The organism is Nocardia sp. NPDC051990, from assembly GCF_040680755.1.
GTDB lineage: Bacteria > Actinomycetota > Actinomycetes > Mycobacteriales > Mycobacteriaceae > Nocardia.
Genome location: NZ_JBFAXH010000039.1, coordinates 1 through 2,202 on the forward strand (window position 1 = coordinate 1; position 2,202 = coordinate 2,202).

Annotated in this window: 1 protein-coding gene; it reads left to right on the plus strand. The window is 63.5% G+C overall.

The window, feature by feature from the left end; all coding sequences use genetic code 11:
* Positions 1-2,202: AMP-binding protein (locus AB0L63_RS32675; protein WP_364509002.1), on the plus strand; the 2,202-nt coding region annotated here is incomplete at both ends.

Consider the following 2,202-nt stretch of genomic DNA (forward strand, 5'->3'; position numbering starts at 1 on the left):
CGATTCGAAAGCGGCTATCGGTCTGACCGTGCCGTCGGTGCGTGCACAACTGCCCGACGACATCGACTGGCTGACACCGGACAACCTCGACAAGGACTTCGGTGCCCAGCCGATCTCCGATCCCGAACGCACAACCTCGCTACGGCCGCAGCATCCGGCCTATCTGATCTATACCTCCGGCTCCACGGGTATGCCGAAGGCCGTGACCGTGACGCATGCCGGATTGGCCGCGCTCGGGTCCGAACAGCGGGAACGCTATGCGGTGACCGCGGTTTCGCGGACCCTGCATTTCGCATCGCCGAGCTTCGATGCCTCGGTCTGGGAGCTGCTACTTGCGGTGGGCGCCGGCGCCACGATGGTGATCGTCATGCCCGGCATCTACGGTGGCGCGGAGCTGGCCGAACTGCTGCGCCGCGAGCGGGTGACCCATGCCGTGATCACGCCGGGAGCGTTGGCTTCGGTGGATCCGGACGGGCTCGACGACCTGCGAGTCGTCGTTTCTGCCGGTGATGCTTGCCCGCCGGAGCTGGTGCGACGCTGGGTGCGCGGCGGTCGTGAGTTCTTCAATGCTTACGGTCCGACCGAGGCGACGATCATGACGAATCAGGGCACTCCGTTGGTGGCGGGTGAGTTGGTTACGATCGGTGGCCCGATTCGCGGTATCTCGGAATGGGTGTTGGATCAGCGGCTACAACCGGTACCGGTCGGTGTGGCGGGTGAGTTGTATATCGCGGGTGCTGCACTGGCCCGTGGATATCATCGTCGGTCAGATGTGACGGCCGAGCGTTTCGTAGCGTGCCCCTGGATGCCCGGTGAGCGTATGTATCGGACGGGGGATGTGGTTCGGTGGACGACTGGTGGGGCGGTCCAGCATCTCGGACGTTCTGATTTCCAGGTGAAAATTCGGGGCCTACGCATCGAACTCGGTGAGATCGATGCGGCACTCGCCGCTCATGAGACCGTTGGTTTCGTCACCACCATCGGCTACCGCAGCGATTCGGGGGGCGAGTCGTTGGTTTCGTATGTTGTTGCCGCGCCGGATCATTCGGTCGATACTGCGGCTTTGACCGAATATCTTGCTCGGCGGTTGCCGTCGTATATGGTGCCGTCTTCGATCATGCTGTTGGACCGTATTCCGTTGACGCCGGTGGGCAAACTCGACCGCAAGGCCTTACCGAAGCCGGTACACACCGATAGCAAACCGTTCCGGGCGCCTGAGACACCGATGGAACACACGATCGCCCAAGTGTTCACCGATGTACTGGGTATCGACACGGTCGGTCTCGACGACTCGTTCTTCGATATGGGCGGAGACAGTTTGGTCGCGACCCGGGTTGCGACGCGACTCGGGGCCGCGCTGGAAACCGAGGTTCCGGTGCGGCTGTTGTTCGAGGCGTCCACGGTAGCGGCGCTCGCAACCCAGGTAGCGCGACATGCCGGCACGGGACGACAACGTCCACCGTTGATCGCTGGGCCGCGCCCCGAGCTCGTGCCGTTGGCGCCGGCCCAACAACGGATGTGGTTCCTCAATCAGTACGAACCCGGCGCTGGGGCGTACAACATGCCGATCGCCATTCGGCTGCGCGGCGAGGTGGATGTCGCTGCCCTGCGCTTGGCCATGGTCGACGTGCTGCGCAGACACGAGTCTTTGCGAACGCGGTACCCGGACCACGACGGAATGCTGATCCAGCTGATCGAATCCGCCGACGACGTAGACCACGAACTGACTCCGGTACCGGTTCTGCCGAGCCAGTTGATCGCAACGGTAACCGAATTCGTCGCCGAGGGTTTCGACGTGAGCGCCCAGGTGCCGGTGCGTGCCCGATTGTTCCGTGCGGTCGGCGGCGAGGAATCCGAATATGTGCTGGCCGTCGTGGTGCATCACATCGTCGCGGACGGCTTCTCCATGACACCCCTGGCCCGCGACGTGACAACTGCGTACACCGCACGGATTCGTGGTGAAGTCCCATCGTGGACGCCGCTGCCTGTCCAGTATGCGGACTACGCACTATGGCAACGAGCTACCCTCGGCTCGCCCGACGACCCGGAATCGTTGAGCGCCCAGCAGATCCGATACTGGACCGAAACCCTCGACGGTGTTCCCGAGGAGTTGTCTTTGCCGGTCGATCGGCCGCGGCCGGTGCTGATGTCTCATCGGGGTGCGACGGTTGGTTATCGGGTGGATGCCGGGTTGGTGCGGAT